This window comes from Microbacterium flavum (assembly GCF_018717645.1).
Taxonomy (GTDB): Bacteria; Actinomycetota; Actinomycetes; order Actinomycetales; family Microbacteriaceae; genus Microbacterium; species Microbacterium flavum.
Window position 1 is genome coordinate 45976 of the sequence record NZ_JAFLHG010000015.1, and the last position, 23873, is coordinate 69848.

Consider the following 23873-nt stretch of genomic DNA (forward strand, 5'->3'; position numbering starts at 1 on the left):
GATGTCATGACCCTCGCGGTGCGTGCCGAGTGTCCAGGACACGCGGAGCGCGGGTGCCCCGCGTCCGCGTGTCCTGGACGCTCGGCGAGGCGGGCGGGCGGGCGGGCAGGGCAGAGGACGGGCGGAACGCACCAGCGCCCGTTCCGGTGATCCGGAGCGGGCGCTGGTGGGGTGCCGGGCTCAGACGAGCGAGCGCAGCACGTACTGCAGGATGCCGCCGTTGCGGTAGTAGTCGGCCTCACCGGGTGTGTCGATCCGGACCTTCGCCTCGAAGACGACCGTCTCCTTGCCCTCGGGCGAGAACTCGCTCGGGGCGGCGGTGACTGTGACGGTCTTCGGCGTGGTGCCCTCGTTGAGCTGCTCGAGGCCCGTGATCGAGACGATCTCGGTGCCGTCGAGACCCAGCGTCTTCCACGACTGGCCGTCCGGGAACTGCAGCGGGACGACGCCCATGCCGATGAGGTTCGAGCGGTGGATGCGCTCGAAGCTCTCGGTGATGACCGCCTTGACGCCCAGGAGCGAGGTGCCCTTGGCCGCCCAGTCGCGCGAAGAGCCGGAGCCGTACTCCTTGCCGCCGAACACGACGAGCGGGGTGCCATGCTCCTGGTAGTTCTGGCTCGCGTCGTAGATGTACGACTGCGGACCGCCCGGCTGCGTGAAGTCGCGGGTGTACCCGCCCTCGACCACCTGTCCGTCGTTGACCGCCGCGACGAGCTCGTTCTTCAGGCGGATGTTCGCGAACGTGCCGCGGATCATGATCTCGTGGTTGCCGCGACGCGAGCCGTAGGAGTTGAAGTCCTTCTGCGCGACGCCGTGCTCGGTGAGGTACTGCGCGGCCGGGGTGCCGGCCTTGATGTTGCCCGCGGGCGAGATGTGGTCGGTGGTGACCGAGTCGCCCAGGGTCGCCATGACGCGCGCGCCCGAGATGTCGCTGACCGGGGTCAGCTCCATCGACATGCCCTCGAAGTAGGGCGCCTTACGCACGTAGGTGGAGTCGGCATCCCATTCGAAGATCGGGCCCTCGGGCGTCGGCAGGCTCTTCCAGCGCTCGTCGCCGTCGAAGACTGTCGCGTACTGGGTGATGAACTGCTCGCGCGAGATCGAGGTGTCGATGATGTCCTGCACCTCGTCCGGCGCGGGCCAGATGTCCTTGAGGAAGACGTCGTTGCCGTCCTGGTCCTTGCCGAGCGGGTCGGTCTCGAAGTCGAAGTTCATCGACCCGGCGAGGGCGTAGGCGACGACGAGCGGCGGGGATGCCAGGTAGTTCATCTTCACGTCGGGGCTGATGCGACCCTCGAAGTTGCGGTTGCCGGAGAGGACGGCCGTCACAGCGAGGTCGTGCTCGTTGACCGCGGCGGAGACCTCTTCGATGAGCGGTCCCGAGTTGCCGATGCAGATCGTGCAGCCGTAGCCGACCGTGTAGAAGCCGAGGCCCTCGAGGTCCTTGTCGAGGCCGGACTTCTCGTAGTAGTCGGTGACGACCTTGGAACCCGGGCCGAGCGTCGTCTTGACCCACGGCTTCTGCTTCAGGCCCTTGTCGCGCGCCTTGCGCGCCAGGAGGCCCGCAGCGATCATGACCGACGGGTTCGACGTGTTCGTGCACGAGGTGATCGCGGCGAGCGTCACGGCGCCGTTGTCGAGCAGGTACGAGTCACCCTCGGGCGAGGTCACCGGAACGGGGTTGGACGCCGAAGCCGGCGCACCGCTGGAGATGTGCACCTCGCGGGTCTCGGGCTCTTCGTCGCCGGGCGCGCCACCCGGGTCGGACGCGGGGAAGGAGTGCTTCGACTCGAGATCGACGACGTCGTTCGAGATCGACGGCGACGCGTAGTTGAGGATGTCCTTCTCGAACTGCTCCTTCGCCTCGCTGAGCAGGATGCGGTCCTGCGGGCGCTTGGGGCCGGAGATCGACGGCACGACAGTGCTGAGGTCGAGTTCCATGTACTCGCTGAACACGGGCTCGACATCGGCGTCGTGCCAGAGCTTCTGCTCCTTGGCGTACGCCTCGACGAGCGCGACGGTCTGCTCGTCGCGACCGGTCAGCCGCAGGTAGTCGAGGGTGACGTCGTCGATCGGGAACATCGCGGCGGTCGAGCCGAACTCGGGGCTCATGTTGCCGATCGTGGCGCGGTTGGCCAGGGGAACGGATGCCACGCCCTTGCCGTAGAACTCCACGAACTTCCCGACCACGCCGTGCTTGCGCAGCATGTCGGTGATCGTCAGCACGACGTCGGTCGCGGTGACGCCGGCGGGGATCGCACCGGTCAGCTTGAAGCCGACGACGCGCGGGATGAGCATCGAGACAGGCTGGCCGAGCATCGCGGCCTCGGCCTCGATGCCGCCGACGCCCCAGCCGAGCACGCCCAGGCCGTTGACCATGGTGGTGTGCGAGTCGGTGCCGACACAGGTGTCGGGGTACGCGCGCAGGACGCCGTCACGTCCCGTGCGGTCGTAGATGACCTTGGCCAGGTGCTCGATGTTGACCTGGTGGACGATGCCGGTGCCCGGGGGCACGACCTTGAAGTCCTGGAAGGCGGTCTGGCCCCAGCGGAGGAACTGGTAGCGCTCGCCATTGCGCTCGTACTCGATCTCGACGTTGCGCTCGAGGGCGTTCTCCGAGCCGAAGAGGTCTGCGATGACCGAGTGGTCGATAACCATCTCGGCGGGCGAGAGCGGGTTGATCTTGTCGGGGTCGCCGCCGAGCGCGGTGACGGCCTCGCGCATCGTGGCGAGGTCGACGATGCAGGGGACGCCGGTGAAGTCCTGCATCACGACGCGCGCCGGGGTGAACTGGATCTCCGTGTCGGGCTCCGCATCGGCATCCCAGCTGCCGAGAGCCTCGATCTGGGACTTCGTGACGTTCGCGCCGTCCTCGGTGCGCAGGAGGTTCTCGAGCAGCACCTTGAGGCTGAACGGGAGCTTCTCGTAGCCCGCGACGGTGTCGATCCGGTAGATCTCGTAGTCGGTTCCGCCGACCGTGAGGGTGCTCTTGGCACCGAAGCTGTCAACAGTGGACATGTTGCTCTCCTTCGTCGGGGCGCAGGCGGTCGCGTGCGATCCGCGGCCTGTCTCTCCATCTTCCCCGGCCGCGTCGCGTGCGGCTAGTGAGGGGAGCCTTACCGACTCGCGCCCCACGGCGGGAAGAATTTATCTTGATATCAAGATAAATCTATCATGCCTGGGGCGCGTCCTCCTGCTTCGACGAGGCGGGGTAGACGGCCCGGACCGCGAGCCAGGTCACGGCGATGAGCGGAGCGAACAGCGGCAGACCCATGACGAGCTTGAGGGTGCCCAGCATGGTCGTCGCCTCGTCGGTGCCGGCGAGGTACAGCGGCAGCTGGACGGCGAGGCGAACGAAGAACAGCGTCGCCCACGCGATCGCGAGCCAGAAGAAGACGCGGCGCTTGCGGGAGTCCGCGCGCCAGGCCGTCCCCTCGTTCATCAGGAAGCCGACCGCCAGGCCGATGAGCGACCAGCCGACGAGCGCCGACACGAGGAACGCCGTCCCGTAGGCCGCGTTCGTGATGAGCCCCGGGACGAAGTTGTCCTGCGCGCGCCCGGTCCACAGCGCGAGGGCCGCAGCCACTCCTGCCGCGATGAGGCCGCCGAGCGCCGCCCCGATCGGCGAACGCTGCACCAGCCGCACGATCGTGAAGATCACTGCGATCCCCACCGAGACGACCAGAGACGGCGCGAGGTCGCGCGTCAGGGTGAACAGGAGGACGAACGCGAGGCCCGGCAGGACCGATTCGAGGATGCCGCGCCAGCCGCCCATCGCGGCCCAGACGACGTGACCGGTGTGGGCTTCCTTCGCGGGGTCCATTCCGGCGCGGCGCGCCGCTCCGCCGAGAGCCTGCCCGAAGATCTCGGACGCCGTCGGCTGGGGCGCATCTCCCGCGTCGCGACCGTCCGGCTTCTCGTCGGACGAGCTCATGCCGTGCCGGGTGCCGCGGGCATCTTCAGAGGGATGAGGTCACGAGGAGGCATGGGCGTGCCGCCGCGGACCACGACGAGGGAGCGGAAGAGATCCTCGACCTGCGCCGCGGCATCCACATCGCTCGTCGCTGCACCGCCGATCACGCCGCGCAGGAACCAGCGCGGCCCGTCGACGCCGACGAAGCGCGCCAGGCGCTTGCCCGGGGCCGCGTCGGGGCCCGCCGCGACAGGGACCTCCGCGAGCAGCTCGGGGCCGAGCGGCCCCTCCCGCTCTTCGACGCGCCCGCCCTGCTGGCGGATCTGCTGACGGATCTGGTCGCGCGTCTCGTCCCACAGCCCGCTCGACCGCGGGGCGGCGAACGGCTGCACCTGGAGGGTCGACCCGGCGTAGTCCAGACCGACCGCGACGATGCGCTTGGTCTGCTCCTCGACTTCGAGACGCAGGTTCAGGCCTTCGCGGGGCAGCACCTTGATGCCGCCGAGGTCGATGTAGGGGCGGACGGGGTTCGCCTCCGCGTCGTCGAACGGACCAGCGGTCGCGCGGTCCTCGGGCGCGGCCTTGTCCGGGTTCTCGTCGCTCATGCGCGTTCTCCTGTCTGATATCCGGTAGAGCCGAAGCCGCCCTCGCCGCGGGCGGATGCCGGCAGCTCGTCCACCGGGATGAAACGTGCGCGCGACACCGGCATGACGATGAGCTGGGCGATCCGGTCGCCCACGGCGACGTCGTAGCCGTGCGTGGCATCGGTGTTCAGCAGCGACACCTTGATCTCGCCCCGGTAGCCGGCATCGACCGTCCCCGGGGCATTGACGATGGTGATCCCGTGCTTCGCGGCCAGACCGCTGCGCGGGACGACGAACGCGACGTAGCCGTCCGGCAGAGCGATGCTGACGCCCGTGCCGACGAGCGCGCGTTCCCCGGGCGCGAGGGTCAGGGCCTCCGTCGACACGAGGTCGGCTCCGGCGTCGCCCGGGTGCGCGTACGCGGGGACGTGCGACGCGATAATGGGAACGTCCACGGAATCGATCACCCCACGAGGCTAATGCACCCCCCGACGAATGCCGACACGACCTCCGGCGCCCCGGCCGCTGACCACGACGGGCGCGCGGTCATCTATCGCGAGCGGCTGAGCCCGTCTCTCTGGACGCTCCTCAGCGCCGCCGTCGCCGCGCCGATGGTGTCGCTCGTCTTCGTTCCGTTGGATGCGACCGTGGCCCTCGTCGCGGGGCTCGTCGCCGCCGCGGCCATCCTCGTGTCCCTCGTCCTGCTCTCCCCCGTGGTGGAGGTGCGCGACGGCGAGCTCCGCGTGGGGCGCGCGCACATCCCGGTGGCCCTCCTGGGTGACCCGGAGGCGTTCACCGGCGATGAGGCGCGCCACCTCCGCGGACCGGGCCTCTCGGGCACGGCGTGGCACATGCTCCGCGGGGGGATCGACGGAGTGGTCGTCGTTCCGGTACGGGACGAGCGCGATCCGGTGACCGTGTGGGTGTTCTCGACCCGCACGCCTGATCGCGTGGTCTATGCGATCGGGCGCGCTCGGCGAGGCTGACGGTCGATCAGGCGGCGCACTCGATGCACACGGCGCCGGCGGCGCCCTCGTGGTCGATCTGGGTGCGGTGCTTCACGAGGAAGCACTCGATGCAGGTGAACTCGTCCTCCTGCGGGGGAAGGACGACGACGTCGAGCTCGAGGTCGGACAGATCCGCCCCGGGCAGCTCGAAGCCGGTGGGGTTGTCGGCGTCTTCATCGCCGACCGTGCCGGAGAGCTTGTCCGGCACGCGCTCCTTGAGGGCCTCGATCGACTCGCTGTCGTCTTCGGTCTTGCGGGGGGCGTCGTAGTCGGTCGCCATGCTCTCTCTTCCAAATTCTGCTGTGTGCCGGCACGCCTCGTGGGCGAGTGGCGGCGTTAGTTTGCACGAGTGCACAGGAATACGCAAATGGGGGTGATCCGCACTCCCTCATCCTGTGGGTGCGTCGACGAGAACTCGCGGCACGCCCGCGATATTCCCGCCGCCCGGTCGGGGGCGTGTCACGATGGCCGCGGCACTGTTGTCGGTGCCGTCGCAGGGATCTGGAGGCGCGTCTCGCATGGAGCAGCTCAAAGTCATCGGAATCGAGGAGGGTGTGCTCGTCGTGGCCACCGACACCGGTGAGCGCTTCGCGCTGCCCGTCGACGAGACCCTCCACTCGCAGCTCCGTCGCGCACAGCGCGACGCGGAGCCGCGCACCGTCCGCGTGAGCCCGAAGGAGATCCAGTCGCACATCCGCGCCGGCATGTCCGCGCAGGATGTCGCCGACCTGCTCGGCGCGCGACTGTCCGATGTCCAGCGCTATGAGCGTCCCGTACTCGCGGAGCGCGAGCACATCGTCGACCAGGCTCTCGCCGTCCCGGTCCTCATCGCGGGGGAACTCGAGCCCGGGGCGCAGCCTACGTTCGGTGTCGCGGTGCGCAGCAAGCTGGCGGACGCGAAGGCGGTCGGCGAGCGGTGGACGAGCTGGCGCGAGGAGGCGGGCTGGATCGTCAAGCTCGAGTTCACCGCGAGCGACGTCGACCACGACGCGCGCTGGGGCTTCGACCCGCGGCGATCCACCCTGTCCCCGCTGAACTCCGACGCGACGCAGCTGTCGCGCCAGGGATCCCTGCCCGAGGGGCTCATTCCCCGGCTGCGGGCGCTGGATGCCTCGCCCCTCAAGGACTCGTCGCGCTTCGACTCCGGGGCCTTCGGGCCACGGCGACTGGAGAACGACGCGGACATCGTCACCCGCGACGTGCGCCCGACCGTGACGGCGGCGGTCCAGGAAGCGGCGATCAAGCGGGCGCCGGAGGCATCCGTCACCTCCGCGGAGACGGCCGACCTCCTGGAGGCGCTGCGTCGTCGTCGGGGCCAGCGGGAGCCGATGCCCGAGGCGGAGGCGGCGCCCGAGCGCGATCAGAGCCCCGTGGCACTCTTCGACGCACTCGAGCCCGGCTATGACGTGGCGGGCGACGAAGACGACGCGGACGACCCGATCGACGACACCGTCGTCTCCGACAGCTCCCGCCGCAAGGGCCGCACCTCGATGCCCTCCTGGGACGAGATCGTCTTCGGTGCACGCACGGAGGACGGTTCCTGATCTCGTCGCAGGACGGCTTCTGACACCGGACCGCCCTATCGGGCGAACGCCCCGAGACCGATGAGCGGGACGACGCGCTCCTGGTCGGTCAGCGATCCGTGCTGGCCGATCATCCGCTGTGCCTTCTTGTCGGCCAGGCGATCGTCGTAGTACGCCACCCCGGCGCGCGCCGCGACGAGGATGTCGCCGATCCGCGGCAGCACCTCGGCATCCACGCGCGGCCCGTAGAGTCCCGCGGCGACCGCCTCGTCGCGCGTGAGGATCCAGGACCGCCCCCCCTCCGCCTCGCGCCAGCGCGCCGCCACCCGGTCGGTCGCGCCGTCGGACGTGTACAGCTGCAGCATCCGCGGCTCTCCTGCGACGAGGTCGACCTCGTCGACGAGCTCATCGTCCTCGCGGAGCAGCACATGACGATGCACGGGGACATCCACCATGCCGTGGTCGGCGGTGACCACCACCCCCACATCGGCGCCGGCGCGCTCGTGCAGCGTGCGCAGCGCGCCGTCGATGGATTCGAGCCCCACCGTCCACTCGTCGCTCTCCCACCCGCGGGCGTGGCCGATCGAGTCCAGTTCGGGGAGGTAGACGTAGACGAGCGCACCCGGATGATCCGCGGCGAGATCCCCCGCCGTCTGCAGACGTTCGGCGGGCGTCCCCGCCGGTACGAAGACGGCACCGCGCTGGATGGCGCGCGTGAACCCCGATCCGGCGTAGACGCCCTTGCTGACGACGAAGCAGGGACGCCCGGCGGCGGCCTCCCGCTCGAGGATCGGCTGCGCCCGCTGCCATGTGAGCGGATCGAGTCCGTCGGTCTCCCAGCCGCGCAGCTGGTTCGGCGCGTCGAGAGTCCCCGGGATCCGCGCGCGATAGCCCACGATGCCGTGCACCCCGGCATCCGCAGCGGTCAGGAGGCTTGTGAGCGCGGTCGCCGTCGTCGTGGGGAAGACCGTACGTGCGGCATCCTTCTTCCCCATCCGCGACGCGAGAAAGCGGGCATGGCCGCTGCGCGCGCCGAGGTTGGCCCGACCCAGGCCGTCGACGAGGACGAGCACCGCGGAGCGGGCGGGAGCGAACCAGTCCGGAGACCCCGTCAGAGAGGCGAGGAGCTGGGGCACGACACCGGTGAGGCTCCGGGCGCCGGGCGAGACCGCGGGTAGGCTGAGGGACATCGGGGCCAGTCTCCCACACCCTGTCTTCGACACCGGGGGCGTGCGCCTCGAGCCCCGTCCCGCCCTCCGCACCCGACCCGAGGTCCACTTCGTTCCATGGCAGCTTCGCGCATCGAGTCCGTCCCAGAAGACCACGGCCGGATCGAGGACGTCGACGTCTCATCCGAGATGCAGGACTCGTTCCTCGAGTACGCCTACTCGGTGATCTACTCGCGCGCGCTCCCCGACGCGCGCGACGGGCTGAAGCCCGTCCAGCGACGCATCCTGTTCCAGATGGCGGAGATGGGGCTGCGCCCCGACCGGGGCCATGTGAAGAGTGCTCGCGTCGTCGGCGAGGTGATGGGAAAGCTCCACCCGCACGGAGACTCGGCCATCTACGACGCCCTCGTGCGCCTCTCGCAGTCATTCGCCCTGCGCGTGCCCCTGGTGGACGGTCACGGCAACTTCGGCTCGCTGGATGACGGCCCGGCCGCGGCGCGCTACACGGAGGCACGGCTGGCGCCGGCGGCGCTCGCCCTCACGGAGAACCTCGACGAGGACGTCGTCGACTTCATCCCGAACTACGACGGGCAATTCCAGCAGCCCGAGGTCCTCCCCGCCGCGTTCCCCAACCTGCTCGTCAACGGAGCGACGGGCATCGCCGTCGGCATGGCGACGAACATGGCGCCGCACAATCTCATCGAGGTCATCGCCGCCGCGATCCACCTCCTCGAGAATCCCGACGCCACGACGGCGGAGCTGATGGAGTTCGTGCCCGGCCCCGACCTGCCCGGCGGCGGCATCATCGTCGGGCTCGACGGCATCACCGAGGCCTACGAGAGCGGACGCGGCACCTTCCGCACGCGCGCGAAAGTCTCGGTCGAGTCGCTCGGACCGCGCCGCACGGGCATCATCGTCACCGAGCTGCCGTACATGGTCGGCGCCGAGCGGGTGATCGAGAAGCTCAAGGATGCGGTGAACGCGAAGAAGCTCACCGGCATCGCCGACGTCAACGACCTCACCGACCGCACCCACGGCCTGCGCCTCGTCATCGGCATCAAGACGGGCTTCGATCCGAACGCCGTCCTCGAGCAGCTCTACCGGCTGACTCCGCTCGAGGACTCCTTCGGCATCAACAACGTCGCGCTCGTCGACGGGCAGCCTCAGACACTCGGTCTGAAGGCGCTTCTCCGGGTCTACCTCGACCACCGGATCCGCGTCGTCACGCGCCGCAGCGCCTTCCGGCTCGCCCGGAAGAAGGATCGCCTCCACCTCGTCGAGGGCCTCCTCATCGCGATCCTCGACATCGACGAGGTCATCCAGGTCATCCGCGCGTCCGATGACGGCGAGCAGGCCCGCGCGCGGCTGATGAGCGTGTTCGATCTCTCGCAGCTGCAGGCCGAGTACATCCTCGAACTGCGCCTGCGACGGCTCACCAAGTTCTCCCGCATCGAGCTCGAGACGGAGCGGGACGCGTTGAAGGCGGAGATCGCGGAGCTGGAGGCGCTGCTGGCCAGCGACACCCTCCTGCGGGCCCAGGTCGCGCGCGAGCTGGATGCCGCCGCGGAGACGTTCGGGACCCCCCGGCGGACGCTCCTGCTCAACGGAGGACCGGTCGCCCCGCGCTCCCGCTCGGCCGCGCCCGCAGATCTGCAGATCGCGGACGAGCCGTGCCGCGTCTACCTCTCCGCGACGGGGCGCATGGTTCGCGCCGTACTGTCGTCGGAGGGCGGGATCGTCGCCCCGTCACGGAGAGCCAAGCACGACGCGATCCGCTCGGCCGTCGACACCACGACACGCGGCGAGCTCGGAGCGGTGACGACGGCCGGCCGCCTGGTCCGCTTCTCCCCCGTCGACCTGCCCTCGGTACCGGCGAACGCCGTGCAGCTCGCGGCCGGCACGCGTGCCGACCAGTACCTGGGCCTCGGCTCGGGCGAGCACCTGGTGGCCGTCGTGCCCCTGGGCGAGGAGATCATCGCCCTCGGGACCCGCCAGGGCACCGTCAAGAGGGTCGCCGCCGCGGAGCTGCCCCTCGGCAAGCACGACGTCGAGATCATCGCCCTGAAGCCCGGAGACAGCGTCGTGGGCGCCGGGACGGCGACCGACGATGCGGAACTGGTGTTCGTGACCTCCGATGCCCAGCTCCTCCGCTTCGACGCCGCGGCCGTCCGCCCGCAGGGCCGTGCGGCGGGGGGCATGGCGGGCATCCGACTCACCCCCGGCGCCGAGGTGATCGCCTTCGCCCCCGTTCCTCGCGATGAGGCCACCGTCGTCGTCACGCTCGCCGGGTCGACGCACGCGATCGCCGGCACCGACGCCGGCAGCGCGAAGGTGTCGCTCTACGACGAATTCCCCCCGAAGGGGCGTGCGACGGGCGGGGTGCGCGCTCAGCGGCTGCTCAAGGGAGAGGACGCGCTCGTCCTCGCATGGGTGGGCACGGAGCCGCGCGCCGTGGGGACCGACGGAGCGGTGCGACAGCTTCCCGCGCCCGGCGCGAAGCGGGATGCCTCCGGCGTGCCCCTCGACGCCGTGGTCGGGGCCATCGGCGCCGCCATCTCATGACGGTCACGTCATGGACCCCGGTGTCATGATCAAGATCTCCTGACGCGGCCCGCGGCTCGCTCAGGACAGGGTGACCAGGCGGAGCTGCGTGGCGCGGATGAGGACCTGGATGCGGTCGCGCACCCCCCACTTCGCCGTGATGCGCCCGAGGTGCGACTTCACCGTCGCCTCCGAGACGAACATCGCTGCGGCGATCTCGGCGTTGGACATCCCCTGGGCGAGGAGCGTGACCACCTCGAGCTCTCGATCGGTGAGCTCCTCGTCCCGCCCGAGGCTGCGGGGGGCGGTGCCGTCACCGGACTGCACCGACGAGATGAGCTCCTTGGCGACCCGCGGCGACAGCACGTACCCGCCCTCATGAGCCAGGCGCGCAGCGTCGAGGATCCGGTCGGGCGACGTGTCCTTCACGAGGTATCCGGACGCGCCCGCGCTCAGCATCGGCACGATGACGCGCTCGGCCGAGAACGTGGTCAGCGCGACGACCTTGATACCGGGGAACTCCTGCGTCAGGCGCCGGGTCGCCTCGATACCGTCCATCGTGGGCATCTGCACGTCCATCAGCACGACGTCGGGCTGGACCGCGCGCACCAGCGTCACCGCGTCAGCACCGTTGTCGGCCTCTCCCACGAGCTCGAAGCCGTCCGCCGAATCGAGGAACACCCGCAGTGCTGCACGCACCAGGGATTCGTCGTCGACGATGATCACGCGAATCGCATCCGTCACCTCGCCATCCTACGAAAGCCGACCAGCATCACCCATGACGGATGGACAGCACGCGGGCACATATCAGACGAAAGTCGTAATCGGTGTGTCCGAAGGTCTGTATTGCGAGGTGCCAGATGTTTGAAGAATCGATTCGAGACCTTGTGGAGGTGATGGAAATGTGGGATTGGCTTGGACGCTGGCTTGGTATCTGGAAGTAAGACAGGCATCGGCACTCGTCGCGAGATAATCGCGGAATGAGTGATCTGAGAGCACGCCTGGTGGAATACGTGCGGACCCCCTTCTGGGGGTACCACCCGCTCGCCACCCCGGCACGAAGACTGCTCATCGCGCTCGTCGCGGTGACGCTCTTGCTCGACTCGATCGGACGAGCGACCAACGGCGGAACGACAGGCGTCGAATCCGCGGTCGTGACGACCACCATCACCGTTTCGGTGGCATTGTTCGCGTGGCGACCTCCGATCGCTGCGATCGTGCTCAGCATCGCCGGGATCGGCGCTGCTGTTCTGGGCGTCGCGGACAGTCTCCTGATCGGCGCCGTCATCTTGGGTCTTGCGGCCTACACCTGCAGTGCGGCCCTCACGGCCGTGTATGCGGCGGTCTGGACCGCCTGGCTCATCGCGATGTTCGCCCGACCGGACTCGACGTTCGAACCGCTCGGCGCGGTCATCATGGCATTCCTCAGTTTCGTCAGCCTGTCGATCGGGCTCGCGATACGAACGCAGTACGAAAGAGCTCAAATGCTGTCGACGCAACTCGAAGCGACCGAAAGGGAGGTCGCGGAACAGCTCCGCCATGAGCGCGACCTCATCGCGGACGAGTTGCACGACATCGTCGCCCACGAGATCACCATCGTGGCGCTCCATGCGGCGGTGCTCGAGCGCACCGACGATTCGAAGACGCGCAGCCAGTCGCAGACCGCGATCCGCGAGGCTGCGGTGCAGGCACTCACGGACATCCGACGGGTTCTCGGGATGGTCCGAGGCGAAGAGAACCTCGCCCCCGAGCGCATCCCCTCGCCCGACGGGATGGACGGGACCATCGCCGCGGTCACCAAAGAGCTGGCGCAGGCCGGCATCCGCGTAAAGGCCAGCGTCCCCGACGACCTCCGCCTTCCGAGCACATCTCTCGTCGCGCTCACCCGCGTCATCCGCGAAAGCGCGACCAATGTCCTCAAACACGCGACGGGTGCGCGCGAGGTGCGCATCGTGCTGACCGTCGAGCGCGGCTGGGCGCATCTCGAATTCAGCGACGACTCCCCGCCGGCACGCACGGCGGGCCTCCCCTCGTCGGGGTACGGCATCATGCGTCTGCACGAGCGCTTCCGTCTCCTCGGCGGATCCTTCTCCTCGGAGCGGCGCGCGAACGGGTGGTTCGTGGCGGCATCCATGCCCCTGGAGGCGTGACGGATCCCTCATCATGTCGATGAGGGGATAGTAGACGAAAGTCGCACGGTTTTCCGCCTTTCGGCGAGGACGAGGCCATTGCCGCGTCCGTACGATGGAACTTGCCGAAGGAACGGTCCCCAGCCGGTCCTTCAACGAGCATCATCCGTGTCGCCTCGTGATTTCGGGGACGATGGGAGCGTATCGCACCATCGTCATCACGGACGACATGTGGATGCCGCGGCGATGGCCCGAAACCGATCCCCCCAGCTCGGTTTCGGGCCCCGCGCGTTTCCGGGCCCCCGCGAATCGCGCCGACCCGCCGTCCGGACGACGAGTCCGCGGCGCATCCGTACGGTCAGGCGTCGATGGCTTCGCGGTCGAGTCGATCGCTCGAGGACACGATGAAGTCGCGTCGCGGCGACACGTCGCTCCCCATGAGCAGCTCGAACACGCTCGCAGCCGCTTCGGCATCCTGCACACGCACGCGGCGGAGCAGACGTCCCGTCCGGTCCATCGTGGTCTCCGCGAGCTGGTCGGCGTCCATCTCGCCGAGACCCTTGTAGCGCTGGACCGGCTCCTGCCAGCGCTTGCCCGCCTTCTGCAGCTTGGTGAGGAGGGTGTGGACCTCCTGCTCCGAGTACGTATAGATGGTCTCGTTCGGCTTGGAACCCGGATTCATCACGATCACCCGGTGCAGCGGCGGCACCGCAGCGTACACGCGGCCGGCTTCGATGAGCGGGCGCATATAGCGGAAGAAGAGGGTCAGCAGAAGCGTGCGGATATGAGCGCCGTCGACATCCGCATCGCTCATCAGGATGACCTTGCCGTACCGCGCGGCATCCAGATCGAAGGAGCGCCCCGAGCCCGCGCCGATCGTCTGGATGATCGCCGCACACTCGGCGTTTCCGAGCATGTCGCTGATCGACGCCTTCTGGACGTTGAGGATCTTGCCGCGGATCGGCAGCAACGCCTGATACTCGCTGTTCCGCGCGTGCTTGGCGGTACCGAGCGCGGAGTCGCCCTCGACGATGAACAGCTCGGTCTGCGCGACGTCGCTCGTGCGGCAGTCGGCGAGCTTGACGGGCAGCGACGAGGACTCGAGGGCGTTCTTGCGGCGCTGCGTCTCCTTGTGCGTGCGCGCGGAGATGCGCGCCTTCATCTCGGAGACGACCTTCTCCAGCACCAGCGCCGTCTGCGCCTTGTCGTCGCGCCGCGTCGACGCGAATCGCTCCGTCAGGGCCTTCGAGACGACGTTTGCGACGATGGTGCGGACCGCGGGAGTTCCCAGCACCTCCTTCGTCTGACCCTCGAACTGCGGCTCGGGGACACGGACGGTCAGGACGGTGGTCAGACCCGCGAGGATGTCGTCCTTCTCGAGCTTGTCATTGCCGACCTTGAGTTTGCGCGCGTTCTGATCCACCTGCGCGCGCAGCACCTTCATGAGGCCCTGCTCGAATCCGGTCTGGTGCGTCCCGCCCTTGGGCGTCGCGATGATGTTCACGAACGACCGGGTGACCGTTTCGTAGCCGGTCCCCCATCGCAGCGCGATGTCGACCTCGCAGACGCGCTCGACTTCGGTGGGCACCATCGCTCCACCGGCCTGCAGGACGGGCACCGTCTCGGTGAAAGTGCCCGCGCCGGTGAGCCGCCACGTGTCGGTGACCGCGGCATCGGGGGCGAGGAACTCCGCGAACTCGGAGATCCCGCCGTCGAAGCGGTACGAGGTCGTGACAGGCCCTGGATCTGCCTCGGTCCCCGAGCCGCCCTCGGTCCCTGAGCCTGTCGAAGGGCGGCGCTCGTCGGCGATGTCGATCTGAAGCCCTGGGACGAGGAAGGCCGTCTGCCGCGCGCGCTGCTCGAGTTCGTCGATGTGGAAGGTCGCATCCTTCGTGAAGATCTGGCGGTCTGCCCAATAGCGCACCCGCGTGCCGGTGACGCCCTTGGCCGCCCTGCCCGCGATGCGCAGCTCCGACGCGTTCTCGAACGGCGTGAACGGAGCGTCTGGCCCGGGGCCCGCGAAGTTGCCGGGCTCTCCCCGGTGGAACGACATCGCGTAGGTCTTCCCACCCCGATCAACCTCGACGTCCAGGCGCTCGCTCAGCGCATTGACCACCGAGGCGCCGACGCCGTGCAGACCGCCGGATGCCGCGTAGGAGCCGCCGCCGAACTTGCCGCCGGCATGGAGCTTGGTGAAGACCACCTCCACGCCCGTGAGCCCCGTGCGCGGCTCGACGTCGACCGGGATGCCGCGGGCCCGATCGCGCACCTCGACGCTGCCGTCGGCATGGAGCACGATGTCGATCTGCGACCCGTAGCCGGCGAGGGCCTCATCCACCGCGTTGTCGATGATCTCCCACACGCAGTGCATGAGGCCGCGCGAGTCGGTGGACCCGATGTACATGCCCGGGCGCTTGCGCACGGCCTCGAGCCCTTCGAGCACCTGGAGGTGGTGGGCGGAATACTCGGCGGTCACAATCTCCAAGCGTATGCCCGGCCACCGACAGTGCGGTGCAGACACTCGCGCCGTCATCCGCCCGACATATTCCCGCCACAGGGCGGGGTACGCGCACAGCGAAATGTGACCGGATCGCGGCATTCCCGCAACAATCGCGTGGTTGTATGTGATGCATCCGCACGCGACGCATGTACCGAGGAGGAACCGAAATGAGCATGTCGACCACCGCTGAGCCCGCTGTCCTCGAGTACCGCCTGACCGCGACCGACCGTTGCGACTCCTGCGGCGCCCAGGCCTACATCGCCGCCGAGGTGAACGGCAGCGAGCTCCTGTTCTGCGCCCACCACGGCCGCAAGTACGAGGAGAAGCTGCGCGCCGTCGCCACCTCGTGGCACGACGAGACCGCGCGCCTGGCCGAGGCGCGCTGAGCGGTCCCCCGTAGACTGGACGACATCCCTGATCGTCGTCCCCGGAGGACCCCATGGCTTCGCGCGGCCTGTCGCCCCTGCACCGCATCCAGGTGCTCTTCGAGCGTGCGCGCGGCTTCGACGCCGCCTCGGTGACCGAGCGGGCGAAGGAGACGGCGCGCACGCACGGCAAGAGCTACCCGCTCGTCTTTGCGGACATGCTGTGGTCCGCCGCGCGGCACCGGGTCGGCTTCAACGACTACATCGAGTTCGACTTCGCGATCCTGAGCCGCGCCGAGCGAGCGACGTGGGTCACCAGTCCGCTCGCCCTCGAGCTCTCCACGCGATACGACGATCCGTCGCAGGTGCACCGATTCCAGGACAAGATCGCGTTCAACAAGGACTTCGACCGTTTCCTCCGGCGTGAATGGATCGACCTCCAGACGGCAGACGCCGCGGAGCTCGAGGCTTTCGCCCGGCGGCATCCCGTCTTCATCGCGAAAGTCCCCGTGAGCAAGTCCGGCGCCGGCGTCCGCCGCTACCGGAGCGAGGACGTCGCGGATTGGGCCGCGTTCCACGCAGACCTCGTCGAGAAGGGCGAGGTCCTCATCGAAGACCAGATCGTCCAGCACCCCGACCTCGAGGCGATCGCGCCGGGAACGGCGAACACGACCCGCGTCACCACGTTCGTCACGGACGACGGCCGTGTGGAGATCATCAACATGGCCCAGAAGTTCGGGCGCGGCCAGGTGAGCGATCAGGCTTCCTTCGGCGGCTTCTACACGGCGCTGCACGAGGACGGCCGTGCGATGGGCATGGGGTACAACACCTCGGGCGCCCTCTTCGAGACCCATCCCGAAACCGGCTACCGCATCGCAGATTTCCGCCTGCCGATGCTCGACGAGGTGACGGAGCTGATCACTCAGGTGGCGCTGGTCATCCCCGAGGTTCGCTACGTCGGCTGGGACATCGTGGTGACCGCCGACGGGCCCGTCCTCGTCGAGGGCAACTGGGGCGCCGGCGTGTTCGAGAACAAGCCGACGGCCAGTGGCATCCGCCACGGCCACCTGCCGCGCTATCGCGCGGCCATGGGCTTCTGAGGGCCCGCGAAAGGCAGCGGGCGCCGCTCCCCCTGGCCCGTCAGTCCTTGCGGATGACGCCCATGGGCGTGGACTGCGTGCCCTGACCGAGCGGGTTGTCCGCGAGGATGCGGACGAGTCGTTGCTCGCCTGCCTTGTCCAGTGTCGACCCGAGGATGTTGCCGCCGATGTCGTTGATGTCGACGACCGCGACCTCTGCGATCTCTCCGAGCTGCGCCTTGATCCGGGTGGCGACCGCGTCGGGCTCCGTGGGACCGAGAACCACCGCGTTGTCGTAGGGCGGGATGGTGCCGCTGGTCGGACCGTCGATCGCCCGCGCCCTGTCGCCCGCGATGCGGTAGAAGTCGCCGCGACGGCCGAAGAGCTTGGTGACGGCGCTCACCGCGGCGGCGAAGAGGATCCGCGGCGTACCGCACTCGCGGAGAGCCATCTCCATGGTCTCCGGCATTCCGAGACCGATGCCGTACGAGGTCTTGGTGACGTAGCGCGACAGGAAGCGCGCGAGCCGTCGAGGGTGGATCTCGTCGAGCGTGTACGAGCGGCCCTGCGTGATCGCGACGATCTTCTCGGTCACGAAGAGGATGTCGCCGGGTTGGACGACGCCCTGCGCGTACTCGTCGACGACGGCATCCAGGTCATCGCCCGGCATGACCACCCGCGTGCGAATCGGGATGCGCTTGAACGTGCCCGCGTCGATCGTGACCGACAGCGCTTTGCCGTCGTTGGGGGTGTCGTTCATTCGAGGTAGTCCCGCAGCGACTGCGAGCGCGACGGGTGACGGAGCTTCGCCATCGTCTTCGACTCGATCTGGCGGATCCGCTCACGCGTCACGCCGAACGTGTCGCCGATCTGGTCGAGGGTCTTGGGCTGGCCGTCGCCGAGGCCGAACCGCATGCGGATGACACCCGCCTCACGCTCGCTCAGCGAATCAAGCAGGGACTCGAGCTGACGCTGCAGCATGGTGAAGCCGACCGCGTCCGCGGGGACCACGGCCTCCGTGTCCTCGATCAGATCGCCGAACTCGCTGTCGCCGTCCTCGCCGAGAGGCGTGTGCAGCGAGATCGGCTCGCGGCCGTACTTCTGCACCTCGATGACCTTCTCGGGGGTCATGTCGAGCTCCCGGGAGAGCTCTTCGGGAGTGGGCTCGCGACCGAGGTCCTGCAGCATCTGACGCTGGACCCGGGCGAGCTTGTTGATGACCTCGACCATGTGCACGGGAATGCGGATCGTGCGAGCCTGATCGGCCATGGCGCGGGTGATGGCCTGACGGATCCACCACGTGGCGTACGTCGAGAACTTGAAGCCCTTGGTGTAGTCGAACTTCTCCACCGCGCGGATGAGGCCCAGGTTGCCCTCCTGGATCAGATCCAGGAACTGCATGCCGCGACCCGTGTAGCGCTTCGCGAGCGACACCACGAGGCGGAGGTTCGCGCCGAGCAGGTGGCTCTTGGCACGCTGGCCGTCACGCGCGACCCACTGCAGGTCGAGGCCCAGCTGGCCCGACTTCTCCGACGCGGACATGTGCGAGAGCTTCTCTTCGGCGAACAGACCCGCCTCGATGCGCATCGCGAGCTCGACCTCTTCGGCCGCGTTCAGCAGCGGAACCTTGCCGATCTGCTTCAGGTAGTCCTTGACCGGGTCGGCCGTCGCGCCGGTGATCTGCGTGGAGTAGACCGGGACGTCATCCTCGTCGTTGGAGGAGATGACGATGGCGCCCGTGGGAAGCGGCTCGGTGAACGCGGGCTTCGTGGTGCCCTCTTCATCGTCCTCGTCGTCGGCGTCCTCGCTCGCCCCATCCTTCTTCGCGGGCTTGGTCGCGTCGTCCTCAGCCGCGTCGTCGGATGCCTCGGCGTCCGCGTCGTCCTCGATCTCCTCGTCGACCTCGACGTCGCCGTCGATCTCGTCGTCGTCATCGGACTTCTTCGCTCGTGCGGGTGCCTTGGCCGCAGGCTTCTTGGCCGCAGGCTTCTTCGCCGCCGCCTTCTTCGCCGGGGCCTTGGTCGCCGAGGCCTTCGTGGCGGTCCCCGCCGATGCCGTGGTCGAGGCTGCGTTCTCGTCGACGACGTCGGTCGCCGGGGTGTCTTCTGCCGTGCGGGTACGGGGGGTCTTCGTGCCGGAAGTCACGTCTCGCCTTTCACCGACGGTGGGCGCCGGGGGTTTCGGACACTAGTAAGACCCTTGTCAAGTCCAGCGCAGCCGGAGGGCGGCGCCGACGAGACAACGGGTCGGGTGTCCTATTGTCGCATACCCTGACCTGCGAACTGGCGCAATGGGAGAGGTACGCGTTCTCTCTCCCGTTCTGAACGCCCGCGCGACCCCTCGAATTCCCCGACCGCGACGGCGGAGGCCTCGACGGAGGGCGAGAGGCCTACTTCCAACCGCGGCGGTCGTCGCCCTCGCGGCGGTCGGCGAGGAATCGCTCGAGCTCCGCGGCCAGCTCGTCCGCACTCGGAAGGTCACCCGTGTGGATGATCGGCTGTGCACGCGTGGCGCCGGCCATGTAGGAGTCGTAGCGCTCCTCCAGCGTCTGGAGCATGGCCGTCAGTTCGGTGTTGCCCTCGACCTGGTCGTCGACCTTCGTCAGGTATTCCCGATTCTCCTCGCGGATCTCGTCGGCATCGAACACCAGGCCCGTCGCGACCGACACACTGTCGAGTGCGGCCAGAGCCGCCGCCGGATAGTCGGTGTCGGCGAGGTAGTGCGGGACGAGCAGGACGAAACCGGCCACATCATGGCCGCTGTCAGCCAGCCGCATCTCCAGCAGGTGACCCATCGTCGCCGGAACCTGCGTGTGCGGCTTCCACACCGAGTGGGCCTCGGTGAGGTCCGTGCGCGTCCCGCTGACCGTGGTCCCGATGGGGCGGGTGTGCGGGACCGGCATCGGAATGGCGTGCACCCAGGTGATGCTCGACACCTGGAGGCCCTCCGCGAGCCCGACCACCGTCTCGGAGAACGCATCCCAGGCGAAGTCGGGCTCATACCCCGCGAGCAGGACGAACGGCTGCCCCAGCGCATCGTGGGCGAGCGAGAGTTCGAGGCGCGGCGGCCGGTAGTCGCTCAGCCGATCGCCGTCGAAGGTGATCGTGGGCCGGCGGGCACGGTAGTCGAGGAGGACGTCGGCGGAGAAGACGACGACCGGGGTGGGGTCGAGGTCGTCGCGGAACAAGTCGATGGTCCGCGACACGGCGCTGCCGGCATCCGTGAATCCGGTCAAGGCGATGACCATGGGAAGCCCCGCCGGCACGGATGGCGCCGACGAGACCCGCTCGTAGAGGGGACCGCTCAGAGGCATAGATCCACTGTACGAGCCGCGCGGACACCGGGGGCCGGGTCGCGCTGACAGCGAACACCCCGTCGGCGCGAAGCGCAGGACGCAAACCTAGGATGGGGGTATGGCGTTCCCCGAGCTGTCCACATCCACCGCTCCCCTGACCTCCTCGACCGCCGATGCTCTCGTGCTGGCACTGCCGCCGCTCGAGCACGCGTCCGCGGTCCTCGACGATCTGCCCGGCCTGGCGCCGATCCTGCGCGGGCTGGCGTTCTCCGGCACCATCGGATCGACGGTGCGCGTCCACGCTCCGGATGCCACGACGATGCCGCTCTTCGTCGTCGGCACCGGAGAGGACCCCGACGCGGACACGCTGCGGGAGGCGGTCGGCCAGGCGGTGCGCACGACGACGGGCTTCGATCGCGTGGCGGTGGCCGCCCCGGCCGCCGATGCCGGCACCTGGTCCGGTGCAGCCGAGGGCGCACTCATCGGCGGCTACCGCTTCGCGGACTACAAGAAGGAGTCCGGGCCCGGTCGGGCGACCGAGATCGTCCTGCATTGGCCGATCGAGCCCACCGCACAGGATGTCGCGCGCGTCTGCGCGGTCGCGGCATCCGTCGCGCTCGTGAAGGATCTGGTCAACACGCCCGCGCAGTGGCAGGGCCCGCAGGACCTCGCCGAGGCCGCGCTCGCCGAGCTGGCGTCGCTGCCCGTGGAGGTCACCGTCTTCGACGAGGCCGAGCTGGAGGCCCAGGGCTTCGGCGGCATCCTGGGGATCGGGCAGGGTTCGGACCGTCCCCCGCGTCTCGTCCATCTCGATTACGCTCCGGCCGACGCTGCGCACCATGTCGCGCTCGTGGGGAAGGGCATCACCTTCGACACCGGCGGCCTGTCGCTGAAGCCGCCCGCGGGCATGGTCGGGATGAAGTTCGACATGGCGGGGGCGGCGACCGTGCTCGCCGTCGTCCGCGCCGCCGCCGAGCTGGGACTGCCCGTCCACGTCTCGGGCTGGCTGTGCCTTGCCGACAACATGCCGTCGGGTCGCGCCCTGCGACCGGGTGACGTCGTGCGCATCGCTGACGGGACGAGCGTCGAGGTCCTCAACACCGATGCCGAGGGCCGCGTCGTCCTCGCCGACGGTCTCGTCGCAGCGAGCCGCACACACCCCGACGTCATCGTCGATGTGGCGACCCTGACCGGTGCGATCATCGTGGCGCTGGGACACCGCCACACGGGCGTGATGGGCGACGATGACGCCGTCGCCGCCTACTTGGCCGCCGCCGCGCGCGCCGGGGAGCTCGCGTGGCATCTGCCCCTCCCCGCTCACATGGAGGACGAGCTGGACTCCCCCATCGCCGACCTGCAGAACGCCAAGATCGGCGACACGTCGGGCGGATCGCTCTTCGCCGGCCTCTTCCTGCGCCGGTTCGTCGGCCGCACGGGCGAGGGGGCGGATGGCCCGCGCATCCCCTGGGTGCATCTGGACATCGCCGGCAGCGGCACCGCGAAGAGCCCGTTCGGGTCGACGGACAAGGGCCCGACCGCGGCGACCGTGCGCTCGCTTCTGGGCTTCATCGAGGGGCACGCCGCCCACGGTGATCCGTCGAGCTCCGAGGCGGAGGTCGGCCGATGAGCGAGCACCAGGTCGATCTGGTCGTCCTCGGCGGCGGCAGCGGCGGGTATGCCGCGGCGATCCGCGCGTCCGAACTCGGCAAGAAGGTCGTGCTGATCGAGAAGGACAAGGTCGGCGGCACCTGCCTGCACCGCGGCTGCATTCCGACGAAAGCCCTTCTGCATGCGGCCGAGGTGGCCGACCACGTCCGCAGCGCCGCCAGCGTGGGCGTCGCGGCGCACCTCGACGGGATCGACCCGGCCGGCGTGACGTCCTACCGCGAGGGCATCGTGGCGAAGAAGTTCGCGGGCTTGAAGGGCCTCCTGAAAGCGCGCGGCATCGAGATCGTCGCCGGCGAGGGGCGCCTGCGGCCCGACCGCGGCGTCGCCGTCGGCGAGGACGTCTATCGGGGCGCCGACGTGATCCTCGCGACGGGCTCGTACAGTCGGATGCTCCCCGGTCTCGAGATCGGCGGCCGCGTCCTGGACAGCGAGGGCGCGCTGGCCCTGCAGGTGATCCCGGAGCGTGTGATCATCCTGGGCGGCGGGGTGATCGGCGTCGAATTCGCGAGCGTCTGGCGGTCGTTCGGCGTCGATGTCACGATCGTCGAAGCGCTCGACCACCTCGTGCCGAACGAGGACCTCGCTTTGAGCAAGGGCCTCGAACGCGCCTTCCGCAAGCGGGGGATCGCGGCGCGACTCGGCACCCGCTTCCGCTCCGTCACGCAGTCGGACGCCGGTGTCGAGGTCGCCCTCGAGGACGACACGACGCTCGCCGCGGACTACCTCCTCGTCGCCGTGGGGCGCGGCCCCGCCACGGGCGGGCTGGGGTTCGAGGATGCCGGCGTCGCGCTCGACCGCGGCTTCGTCACTGTGGATGAACACCTCCAGACCACGGTTCCGCACGTGTACGCCGTCGGCGACATCGTGCCCGGGCTCCAGCTCGCACACCGCAGCTTCCAGCAGGGGATCTTCGCGGCGGAGCGCATCGCGGGCCTCGAGCCCGTCAGCGTCCCCGAGACGACCATTCCGCGGGTGACCTACTCGAGCCCCGAGGTCGCCTCCGTCGGCCTCACCGAGGCCCAGGCGCGCGAGGCGCACGGCGACGCGGTCGCGACGTACGAGTACAACCTCGCGGGTAACGGCAAGAGCGAGATCCTCGGGACGACCGGACTCGTCAAGGTCGTGCGCCGCGCGGACGGCCCGATCCTCGGGGTGCACCTCATCGGCGACCGGGTCGGCGAACTGATCACCGAGGGGCAGCTCGCGGTCGGGTGGGAAGCGCACCCCGAGGACCTCGCGCCCCTCATCCACGCGCACCCCACCCAGAGCGAGGCGCTGGGCGAGGCGTTCCTCGCGCTCGCCGGCAAGCCCCTGCACGCCCTCTGACTCCCGCCGCGCGCGGGGGTCACTAAGCTAGAACGACATCGGACTTTCTGAAGGAGACACAGTCATGAGCACATCCGTGGTCCTCCCCGCGCTCGGAGAGAGCGTCACCGAGGGAACGGTCACCCGCTGGCTCAAGAAGGTCGGAGACACGATCCAGGCCGATGAAGGCCTGCTCGAGATCTCGACCGACAAGGTCGACACCGAGATCCCCTCTCCGGTGAGCGGTGTGATCGAGGAGATCCTCGTCGACGAGGACGAAACCGTCGAGGTCGGCGCAGTGCTCGCGAAGATCGGCGACGGCTCGGGAGCCCCGTCGAGCGACGATGCGCCGGCAGCCGAGCAGGCGCCGGCGGAGCAGGCCGCTGAGCCCGCTGCGGCGCCCGAGCCGGCCCAGCCCGAGGCTGCGCCGGAACAGGCCGTCGACGCGCCCGCCCCCGCCGCGTCGGGCGACGCGAAGGATGTCGTCCTGCCCGAACTCGGTGAGAGCGTCACCGAGGGCACGGTCACGCGCTGGCTCAAGCAGGTGGGTGACGATGTCGCGGTCGACGAGCCGCTGCTCGAGATCTCCACCGACAAGGTCGACACCGAGATCCCGTCGCCGGTCGCCGGAACGCTGCAGGAGATCCTCGCGGCAGAGGACGAGACTGTCGCCGTCGGCGCTGTCCTCGCCCGCATCGGCTCGGGAGCGGCGCCCGCCGCCTCCGCACCCGCGGCTCCCGCCGCCGAGCCCGCTCCGGCGGCCGAGGCTCCGGCTCCCGCAGCCGCGGCGGCGCC

Annotated in this window: 20 protein-coding genes; 9 read left to right on the forward strand and 11 right to left on the reverse strand. The window is 69.3% G+C overall.

The annotated features are described in order from the left end of the window. Window positions 1–180: 180 nt before the first annotated feature. The 4 genes from J0P97_RS14165 to dut form a co-directional block, all read right to left on the reverse strand. Complete coding sequence (locus J0P97_RS14165) at window positions 181–3018, reverse strand: aconitate hydratase (protein WP_215488435.1); 2838 nt, start codon at window positions 3016–3018, stop codon at window positions 181–183. 154 nt (window positions 3019–3172) lie between these two features. After that, window positions 3173–3934, reverse strand: a complete 762-nt coding sequence (locus J0P97_RS14170) for a DUF3159 domain-containing protein (RefSeq protein WP_215488436.1) — start codon at window positions 3932–3934, stop codon at window positions 3173–3175. Continuing rightward, window positions 3931–4518 carry a DUF3710 domain-containing protein gene (locus J0P97_RS14175; protein ID WP_215488437.1) on the reverse strand — a complete coding sequence of 196 codons (588 nt, stop codon included), beginning with the start codon at window positions 4516–4518 and terminating at the stop codon, window positions 3931–3933. Before J0P97_RS14175 ends, J0P97_RS14170 begins: the two co-directional genes overlap by 4 nt. Next, on the reverse strand, window positions 4515–4964 hold the full coding sequence (gene dut / locus J0P97_RS14180) for a dUTP diphosphatase (RefSeq protein ID WP_215488438.1): 450 nt from the start codon (window positions 4962–4964) through the stop codon (window positions 4515–4517). Before dut ends, J0P97_RS14175 begins: the two co-directional genes overlap by 4 nt. A 12-nt stretch (window positions 4965–4976) precedes the next feature. Here dut and J0P97_RS14185 point away from each other — a divergent pair, with 12 nt between their 5' ends. Further along, window positions 4977–5483, forward strand: coding sequence for a DUF3093 domain-containing protein (locus J0P97_RS14185; RefSeq protein ID WP_215488439.1), 507 nt, complete (start codon window positions 4977–4979; stop codon window positions 5481–5483). A gap of 7 nt (window positions 5484–5490) precedes the next feature. Here the strand turns inward: J0P97_RS14185 and J0P97_RS14190 are convergent, their stop codons facing one another. Further along, window positions 5491–5784 (reverse strand): DUF4193 domain-containing protein, encoded by a 294-nt coding sequence (locus tag J0P97_RS14190; protein WP_215488440.1) that lies wholly within the window; start codon window positions 5782–5784, stop codon window positions 5491–5493. 238 nt (window positions 5785–6022) lie between these two features. On the opposite strand from J0P97_RS14190, the gene sepH reads away from it, so the two are divergent. Continuing rightward, a complete protein-coding gene (gene sepH, locus J0P97_RS14195; RefSeq protein ID WP_215488441.1) occupies window positions 6023–7048 on the forward strand; it encodes a septation protein SepH in 1026 nt (341 codons plus the stop codon). 35 nt (window positions 7049–7083) lie between these two features. Here the strand turns inward: sepH and J0P97_RS14200 are convergent, their stop codons facing one another. Then, a complete protein-coding gene (locus tag J0P97_RS14200; RefSeq protein ID WP_215488442.1) occupies window positions 7084–8217 on the reverse strand; it encodes an alkaline phosphatase family protein in 1134 nt (377 codons plus the stop codon). Between the two features lie 96 nt (window positions 8218–8313). Between J0P97_RS14200 and J0P97_RS14205 the strand changes: the two genes are divergently transcribed. Then, window positions 8314–10758: a DNA gyrase/topoisomerase IV subunit A gene (locus tag J0P97_RS14205; RefSeq protein WP_215488443.1), complete on the forward strand. Its 2445-nt coding sequence runs from the start codon at window positions 8314–8316 to the stop codon at window positions 10756–10758. 60 nt (window positions 10759–10818) lie between these two features. Here J0P97_RS14205 and J0P97_RS14210 read toward each other — a convergent pair whose 3' ends face one another. Continuing rightward, window positions 10819–11481, reverse strand: a complete 663-nt coding sequence (locus tag J0P97_RS14210; RefSeq protein ID WP_215488444.1) for a response regulator — start codon at window positions 11479–11481, stop codon at window positions 10819–10821. Between the two features lie 236 nt (window positions 11482–11717). Between J0P97_RS14210 and J0P97_RS14215 the strand changes: the two genes are divergently transcribed. After that, complete coding sequence (locus J0P97_RS14215; protein ID WP_215488445.1) at window positions 11718–12887, forward strand: sensor histidine kinase; 1170 nt, start codon at window positions 11718–11720, stop codon at window positions 12885–12887. A gap of 337 nt (window positions 12888–13224) precedes the next feature. On the opposite strand, the gene J0P97_RS14220 is transcribed toward J0P97_RS14215, so the two are convergent. After that, window positions 13225–15342 carry a DNA gyrase/topoisomerase IV subunit B gene (locus J0P97_RS14220; RefSeq protein WP_215488446.1) on the reverse strand — a complete coding sequence of 706 codons (2118 nt, stop codon included), beginning with the start codon at window positions 15340–15342 and terminating at the stop codon, window positions 13225–13227. A gap of 191 nt (window positions 15343–15533) precedes the next feature. Here J0P97_RS14220 and J0P97_RS14225 point away from each other — a divergent pair, with 191 nt between their 5' ends. Together J0P97_RS14225 and J0P97_RS14230 are read left to right on the forward strand one after the other, a co-directional pair. Beyond that, window positions 15534–15752, forward strand: coding sequence for a DUF7455 domain-containing protein (locus J0P97_RS14225; protein WP_215488447.1), 219 nt, complete (start codon window positions 15534–15536; stop codon window positions 15750–15752). Between the two features lie 53 nt (window positions 15753–15805). Further along, entirely contained in the window at window positions 15806–16831 is a 1026-nt protein-coding gene (locus J0P97_RS14230) for a sugar-transfer associated ATP-grasp domain-containing protein (RefSeq protein WP_215488448.1), read from the forward strand. A gap of 40 nt (window positions 16832–16871) precedes the next feature. On the opposite strand, the gene J0P97_RS14235 is transcribed toward J0P97_RS14230, so the two are convergent. The 3 genes from J0P97_RS14235 to J0P97_RS14245 form a co-directional block, all read right to left on the reverse strand. After that, a complete protein-coding gene (locus J0P97_RS14235; protein WP_215488449.1) occupies window positions 16872–17570 on the reverse strand; it encodes a coenzyme F420-0:L-glutamate ligase in 699 nt (232 codons plus the stop codon). Continuing rightward, the gene (locus J0P97_RS14240; protein WP_215488450.1) at window positions 17567–18955 is read right to left on the reverse strand and encodes an RNA polymerase sigma factor; all 1389 of its coding nucleotides are present in this window, start codon (window positions 18953–18955) and stop codon (window positions 17567–17569) included. Before J0P97_RS14240 ends, J0P97_RS14235 begins: the two co-directional genes overlap by 4 nt. A 244-nt stretch (window positions 18956–19199) precedes the next feature. Continuing rightward, the gene (locus tag J0P97_RS14245; RefSeq protein WP_215488451.1) at window positions 19200–20123 is read right to left on the reverse strand and encodes a proteasome assembly chaperone family protein; all 924 of its coding nucleotides are present in this window, start codon (window positions 20121–20123) and stop codon (window positions 19200–19202) included. A 100-nt stretch (window positions 20124–20223) separates the two neighbouring features. Here J0P97_RS14245 and J0P97_RS14250 point away from each other — a divergent pair, with 100 nt between their 5' ends. The 3 genes from J0P97_RS14250 to J0P97_RS14260 all read left to right on the forward strand — a co-directional run. Beyond that, window positions 20224–21732, forward strand: coding sequence for a leucyl aminopeptidase (locus J0P97_RS14250; RefSeq protein WP_215488452.1), 1509 nt, complete (start codon window positions 20224–20226; stop codon window positions 21730–21732). Then, the gene (lpdA, locus tag J0P97_RS14255) at window positions 21729–23099 is read left to right on the forward strand and encodes a dihydrolipoyl dehydrogenase (protein WP_215488453.1); all 1371 of its coding nucleotides are present in this window, start codon (window positions 21729–21731) and stop codon (window positions 23097–23099) included. The genes J0P97_RS14250 and lpdA overlap by 4 nt, the downstream gene beginning before the upstream one ends. Window positions 23100–23163: 64 nt before the next feature. Continuing rightward, a partial coding sequence (locus tag J0P97_RS14260; RefSeq protein WP_308163580.1) for a biotin/lipoyl-containing protein occupies window positions 23164–23873 on the forward strand: 710 nt, incomplete at its 3' end.

What these genes read in the sequence shown, in the direction of transcription:
- J0P97_RS14250 (WP_215488452.1), top strand. Translation starts at nt 20,224, where the DNA reads ATGGCGTTCCCCGAGCTGTCCACATCCACCGCTCCCCTGACCTCCTCG.
- J0P97_RS14225 (WP_215488447.1), top strand. Translation starts at nt 15,534, where the DNA reads ATGAGCATGTCGACCACCGCTGAGCCCGCTGTCCTCGAGTACCGCCTG.
- J0P97_RS14245 (WP_215488451.1), bottom strand. Translation starts at nt 20,123, where the DNA reads ATGCCTCTGAGCGGTCCCCTCTACGAGCGGGTCTCGTCGGCGCCATCC.
- J0P97_RS14170 (WP_215488436.1), bottom strand. Translation starts at nt 3,934, where the DNA reads ATGAGCTCGTCCGACGAGAAGCCGGACGGTCGCGACGCGGGAGATGCG.
- J0P97_RS14185 (WP_215488439.1), top strand. Translation starts at nt 4,977, where the DNA reads ATGCACCCCCCGACGAATGCCGACACGACCTCCGGCGCCCCGGCCGCT.
- J0P97_RS14235 (WP_215488449.1), bottom strand. Translation starts at nt 17,570, where the DNA reads ATGAACGACACCCCCAACGACGGCAAAGCGCTGTCGGTCACGATCGAC.
- J0P97_RS14205 (WP_215488443.1), top strand. Translation starts at nt 8,314, where the DNA reads ATGGCAGCTTCGCGCATCGAGTCCGTCCCAGAAGACCACGGCCGGATC.
- J0P97_RS14175 (WP_215488437.1), bottom strand. Translation starts at nt 4,518, where the DNA reads ATGAGCGACGAGAACCCGGACAAGGCCGCGCCCGAGGACCGCGCGACC.
- J0P97_RS14165 (WP_215488435.1), bottom strand. Translation starts at nt 3,018, where the DNA reads ATGTCCACTGTTGACAGCTTCGGTGCCAAGAGCACCCTCACGGTCGGC.
- sepH (WP_215488441.1), top strand. Translation starts at nt 6,023, where the DNA reads ATGGAGCAGCTCAAAGTCATCGGAATCGAGGAGGGTGTGCTCGTCGTG.
- J0P97_RS14215 (WP_215488445.1), top strand. Translation starts at nt 11,718, where the DNA reads ATGAGTGATCTGAGAGCACGCCTGGTGGAATACGTGCGGACCCCCTTC.
- lpdA (WP_215488453.1), top strand. Translation starts at nt 21,729, where the DNA reads ATGAGCGAGCACCAGGTCGATCTGGTCGTCCTCGGCGGCGGCAGCGGC.
- J0P97_RS14190 (WP_215488440.1), bottom strand. Translation starts at nt 5,784, where the DNA reads ATGGCGACCGACTACGACGCCCCCCGCAAGACCGAAGACGACAGCGAG.
- J0P97_RS14200 (WP_215488442.1), bottom strand. Translation starts at nt 8,217, where the DNA reads ATGTCCCTCAGCCTACCCGCGGTCTCGCCCGGCGCCCGGAGCCTCACC.
- J0P97_RS14230 (WP_215488448.1), top strand. Translation starts at nt 15,806, where the DNA reads ATGGCTTCGCGCGGCCTGTCGCCCCTGCACCGCATCCAGGTGCTCTTC.